Annotated in this window: 7 protein-coding genes; 2 read left to right on the top strand and 5 right to left on the bottom strand. The window is 40.5% G+C overall.

The window, feature by feature from the left end; genetic code table 11:
• Positions 1 to 393 precede the first annotated feature (393 nt).
• Both KKC91_10905 and KKC91_10900 read right to left on the bottom strand, forming a co-directional pair.
• A complete protein-coding gene (locus KKC91_10905) occupies positions 394 to 696 on the bottom strand; it encodes a hypothetical protein (GenBank protein ID MBU0479060.1) in 303 nt (100 codons plus the stop codon).
• A complete protein-coding gene (locus KKC91_10900) occupies positions 697 to 945 on the bottom strand; it encodes an AbrB/MazE/SpoVT family DNA-binding domain-containing protein (GenBank protein MBU0479059.1) in 249 nt (82 codons plus the stop codon).
• Between the two features lie 14 nt (positions 946 to 959).
• On the opposite strand from KKC91_10900, the gene KKC91_10895 reads away from it, so the two are divergent.
• Entirely contained in the window at positions 960 to 1,397 is a 438-nt protein-coding gene (locus KKC91_10895) for a hypothetical protein (protein ID MBU0479058.1), read from the top strand.
• Between the two features lie 53 nt (positions 1,398 to 1,450).
• Entirely contained in the window at positions 1,451 to 2,323 is an 873-nt protein-coding gene (locus KKC91_10890) for a helix-turn-helix domain-containing protein (protein ID MBU0479057.1), read from the top strand.
• A gap of 66 nt (positions 2,324 to 2,389) precedes the next feature.
• Here the strand turns inward: KKC91_10890 and KKC91_10885 are convergent, their stop codons facing one another.
• The 3 genes from KKC91_10885 to KKC91_10875 all read right to left on the bottom strand — a co-directional run bounded on the left by KKC91_10885 (position 2,390) and on the right by KKC91_10875 (position 4,427).
• A complete protein-coding gene (locus KKC91_10885) occupies positions 2,390 to 3,685 on the bottom strand; it encodes a hypothetical protein (protein MBU0479056.1) in 1,296 nt (431 codons plus the stop codon).
• Between the two features lie 105 nt (positions 3,686 to 3,790).
• Positions 3,791 to 4,201 carry a PIN domain-containing protein gene (locus KKC91_10880; GenBank protein MBU0479055.1) on the bottom strand — a complete coding sequence of 137 codons (411 nt, stop codon included), beginning with the start codon at positions 4,199 to 4,201 and terminating at the stop codon, positions 3,791 to 3,793.
• Entirely contained in the window at positions 4,194 to 4,427 is a 234-nt protein-coding gene (locus KKC91_10875) for an AbrB/MazE/SpoVT family DNA-binding domain-containing protein (protein MBU0479054.1), read from the bottom strand. The genes KKC91_10880 and KKC91_10875 overlap by 8 nt, the downstream gene beginning before the upstream one ends.
• Positions 4,428 to 4,882 lie beyond the last annotated feature (455 nt).

Raw genomic sequence — 4,882 nt, 5'->3', positions numbered from 1 at the left:
TTAAAACATTGCGTATAATACTTACGACATATACTCCATTTTCAATTTTTCACTTGCCGGTATACATTGCACAAAAGTGCCAAATTAGGGCGTTAGCGTCCTGCACGCATAAATATTAAGACGCGAATCAGTTAGCAGCAAGGTTTTATTTAATATAACAGACTATCAGTAATCTGTTACATTATGCGTGCAGAACCGTTAAGTCACATTTTTACACGATTTTTGGTAATACCCTAAAGACTGCTTTTCCATCGGGATCTTTCATAAAATCGGAACATTATTCCAGTTCCATTTATAAAAACGGAAGTTTTATTGGGTGAAATCGCAGCTATGTTACGGTTACTCCTTAGAGAGACTTAAGAAACAGGGGAATTTTTAGACAAGAGATAGATTTTATGTATTAGCCAAAAACTGTTTTATTTGATTATGATTTCCTGCCAATATAGCGATACACTTTGAGCCTTCTCTCCTTATGAGAACGCGAATATTTTTTTCTATTCCAGTCTCATAATAAGGCTTTCTGAGTTGTTTATAAAAAAATCTTGCGGCGAGTTTTTTTGCCTCCATTAGATTACAACCACTGGAATAATAAATATCTAATGCTTCCAGTATTAACCCTACTGTTTTTTTCTGCCCATGACCAAGACGATTAAGGCTTCTTTCAAAAGAAGGTCGGTGATAAAGGCGTAAAGGCATTTAGTTCACGCTTCCTTTTTTTAAATTATCAATAAATTTTTTTGTTACCAGCTTTTCTTTTCCTTTTTCCTTCATGGAAAGCATGTTTAGTTTTTTATATTCTTCTTCTGTAAACACTTTTTCTATTGCCTCAAGAGGAATAAGCTCAATTCTATTCTCTGAAATTGCTACATCGAATATAGATCCTTTTCCTAGGCCAAGCACATCCATTATCTTTTTTGGAATTGTTACTTGATGTTTTGATGTCATCGTAATCATTATTTTTGCCTCCTTTAAAGAAAGGATATCATAAAGTAGATAAATCGTCAAGGACGAAAGTAAGGCGAAATGGAAATGGTAAGATACATCCTTACCCCCTAGGTGGAGGAGACAAGGCAGACCCCATCAGAGAATTCTCTGATGGGGTCAGGAAAATATTGATAGTTAACTGTAATCTGTTTAAGGAGATAAGGACAGAGTCCGGACTTTTCAGAAGATGGTTCAATAGGCTGGTTACAAGAGAACGGAAACCAAGAAAGAAACAGATAGATGAGGAGACCATCGCTATCCAAACTAATGAAACTGCATATTACGAGCAATACGCGCCGGTTACTGTTTGGCCTGCGCGGGACAGTCTCTCCCAGAAATGGCGAAGGGTTAAAGAATGGGATGACTACATTAACGATCCTATGGATAAAATGGTAATAAAAAAGGGCACATAGTATATTAAGATACCTTCCTTAAATTTTCCCCAAATAAAGAGGAGGATATCATTATGTGCCCAGTGCGATACTATCAAATTATGAGAAATTGTAAAGACAAAAGGGCTCACCGTTACCAGATGATCCAATACGCCTTAAAGCATGGCTGTAAGCCTGCTGCCAGGACATATAATACCAGTTCTGGTGTTGTGCGTAAGTGGATAACACGTCTTACTGAAGAGGGTTATTTTGGTCTGGCGGACCGTTCGAGAAGACCTCATACTTCTCCAAGGGAAACACCGCCTGAAATTAAACAGCAGGCTATTAAATTAAAGAAGAAATACAAACGGCTGGGGGCTGAACAAATAAAAGCGTTGGAAGATATCAATTTGTCTCCTAAAACTATGCGTAAGATTTGGCGGGAAGCTAACGTGCATTCAAGAAGAAGGATTAAGAAGTATAAGACCAAGAACAACCTTCGCGAAGTTAAGAAACAATATGCTTTGTTTGAACGCGCTTGTGAAGATACTAAAGATTTAAACGATATCCCTGAATACTGGACCCAAATGACTCAGCTTAAACTGCCTAGAGTTCAGTACACTTACAGAGAAGTAAGCTGTGGCATCCAATTTTTAGGCTTTGCCGACGAAAGAAGCTTAACCCATTCCACCATATTCGCTAACTACATAAACTACTGGTTACGTAAATTTAACGTATTGCCTGCTAATTCCATAAGACAAACGGACAATGGGTCAGAGTACTGCGGCAGCTGGCAGTCCAAATCTCCTTCTGCTTACACATTAAAGCCCAAAGTAAGGAACGTGCAATATTACATGGTTGCTGTAACCCCCGTGGTTGCAAGCTGTTACCACCAATACAATCTTATTTGTCGCTGTTTTCCCGATGAAATATTCCCCCAAAATATAGCGTATAATACCTGCATATAATATTCAGGTGCTATCTGCCTCCTATTATGCTTTTTCCCTCTATATTTGATCATACTGCGGTCGTCTTTAGGAAAAAGATCCGTCCGCGTTTTCTTTGATAAATCCCGATCTGAGCGTACCAGCCACATTGTTCATCATGTGCGCATACCTGCCGAATCCAGGATGTGTTTTGGTAAAAAAGTTAAGTTCGTTCTCACTGCACAGCTTCATCAGTTTATGGAAGTCGTACATGTGATGATAAAGATTTTCCAGCAGTTTTTCTTCCCCGCCGCCTGTGGCCTCGATGTTTCTGACGAAGATATCTATTTTCTTAACCAGATTTAGCCGTTCCTTGTTGGGATCTTTTTTCAGGCGGTCCTTTTTGCAGTGGTTTTCCGCAGCTTCGTCAATGTCAGGAAGAATCTGGTCAGGTGTCACCAACTGGATTCTCTCCTTTTCCGGCCAGACTTTCATGGCGTATGACGGAGCGTCAGGATCCTCATTCGGATCCGTAAGAGCGCAGCCTAGTATCCATGCAGGAAGATTCCTGTCGGCTACATACCTGTACACCATTCTGGCGTAATCTTCCATTTCATCCGGGGTTTTGGCATGGTCGGCGAACACCATTAGCGCTGCCGGTTCGCCGCATGTTTCGCACTGGACGATCCTGGTGGCCACAGGCATGGGCGGTTCGTTCGCAGTCTCGATATGCTTTGGAGGGGTACCTTTGCCCTTGCCCAGAATTTTCTCCATCCGGGCTGACAGTTTCCTGGCTATTGGCTCGAAGATTTCTTTCCGCTTCGCAGTCAGCGGATCATCCTGGTCACCCGCCACCTCGTGAATGATCAGAGTCTGCCCGCCCATTGCCTTAAGCGAGATACTGCCCAGGCGTCCCATGTCCCTGTGTCTGAATTCCCAGGCCTGATTGCCGTCTGTCATGATTTCCTTTTTCATGGTCACTCCGGGAGGCAGCTGAAAAGGGTTATCCCTTATTCCCTTTTCCAGTTCTTTCCTGCGTTCGGGTTTGATGAATTGGCTGTGATCAACCTCTTTTCTCTTTGAGGATTTCTTTTCGATGATGGTTATCAAATCACCTGTTTTCCTGATGAGTGATCCCAGCTGGCGGATCTTCCTGCGGAGGTTTTTTATTCTGCCGCTCTGCATGGTGACGCTGTCCGCGCAGTTTAGACTGTTCCTGTAGTCGTCAAGGCAGGCTGTCCAATCTTCGTAGGACACTCTGAGGCGGGCGATTTTGTCTTCAGGCAGATAATACGGTTCGTTTCTGGCCCGTTCCAGCTTCTTCAGCTGTTCTTTCAAACTTTTCAGCATAAGCTCAACTGATTCGGCAATCAATTTTATATCAGCGGATATATCCTTCTTCAATTTTTTACCTCAATTTTTTAACGGCTGTCGGTCTTTTTCAGCTGGTGAATAATAATTTATATTTATCCCCATCTACCCCTAAGGTAATTGCAAAAGTCTGAAAATTTAAGGACTCTTTACCTTGAGCCCTTCGATCCTCTTAAAATCTTTTTTGTCATAAGTATAGACAGTAGTAAATCCTTTCTCCAATCCCCAGTATCCCATTACTGCATCAGCAAATTTTATATTTTTTGTTTCATAAGTTAAAAGGGCATCTCTAAATACCTGCTCATTTTCGGTTTTTATCCCCGGGGTATTAAGAATAGCTTCTACTAATTCCCTTATATTTTTTCTGGTATACTTGTATACCTTTTCTAGTACCCACACAATTTCAAGTACCGCCACCGGCAAAATATAAAGAGCCCCTGCTCGTTCATCTGCATTTTTAATAAGCTCAAGGGAGGATTTTATTTTACATTCGTCGTCCTTAACCAATAATCGTAAGATTACGCTTGTGTCAATAAAAGCCTTATTCATCTTTCATTGCCTCCTTTATTGCCTTCTCTCGTATCTTTTCAATGCTTATTCCCAGATTAGGCAGAGATCCAATATAATCATAAATGGTTTTCCCTTTCTTGATAATCATTGTCTCCTTGTCTTCTTCTTCGATCACAAGCGCATCCCCTAAATGCAAATGCATCTTTTCCCGAATTACCTTAGGGATCGTTATTTGATACTTTGGCAAAACTTTTACACTCATCATGTTAAATTCCTCCTTCTATGATTTTTTCTACTACTACTATAAATATACTACAAATAAAATATTTATCAAGAAAAATGTCAAAAAATTGGAAATGAATAGGTGCATTGTGACCCACCCCTGGGAAGAAAAGCCAAAGGTAAGGATCGTGCAATATTTCGCGCTTGGCATTTCAGCCATGAAGCATAGCGGTTTTCTTGCGTTTTTGGTTAGATTCTCACCCATTTAAAGTTCTCCACACCCCTCAAAATATTGCTTACAATACTTGCGTACAATATCGGGGTCTCAAAGGGGACTAAGCAGATTCGCCAAAAATTGGGGCTTAAGCGTAAGCCTATAAGTAAGAGTGTGTTACAGAGCAATTTTCGGTAAATACAGAAAAATCATTCCCTAAAATGGTTGAATTTAAAACGAAAATATCAAGAATCTTCAGCACAAATCATTTCCAAACATTCCCG

Source organism: bacterium (genome assembly GCA_018812485.1).
Lineage (GTDB): Bacteria > JAHJDO01 > JAHJDO01 > JAHJDO01 > JAHJDO01 > JAHJDO01.
This window is presented reverse-complemented; position numbering and strand designations above follow the sequence as displayed.

Excerpts from the sequence above, each read along its gene's own strand:
- KKC91_10875 (MBU0479054.1), bottom strand. The coding sequence starts at position 4,427 with ATGATGAGTGTAAAAGTTTTGCCAAAGTATCAAATAACGATCCCTAAG.
- KKC91_10890 (MBU0479057.1), top strand. The coding sequence starts at position 1,451 with ATGTGCCCAGTGCGATACTATCAAATTATGAGAAATTGTAAAGACAAA.
- KKC91_10905 (MBU0479060.1), bottom strand. The coding sequence starts at position 696 with ATGCCTTTACGCCTTTATCACCGACCTTCTTTTGAAAGAAGCCTTAAT.
- KKC91_10880 (MBU0479055.1), bottom strand. The coding sequence starts at position 4,201 with ATGAATAAGGCTTTTATTGACACAAGCGTAATCTTACGATTATTGGTT.
- KKC91_10900 (MBU0479059.1), bottom strand. The coding sequence starts at position 945 with ATGACATCAAAACATCAAGTAACAATTCCAAAAAAGATAATGGATGTG.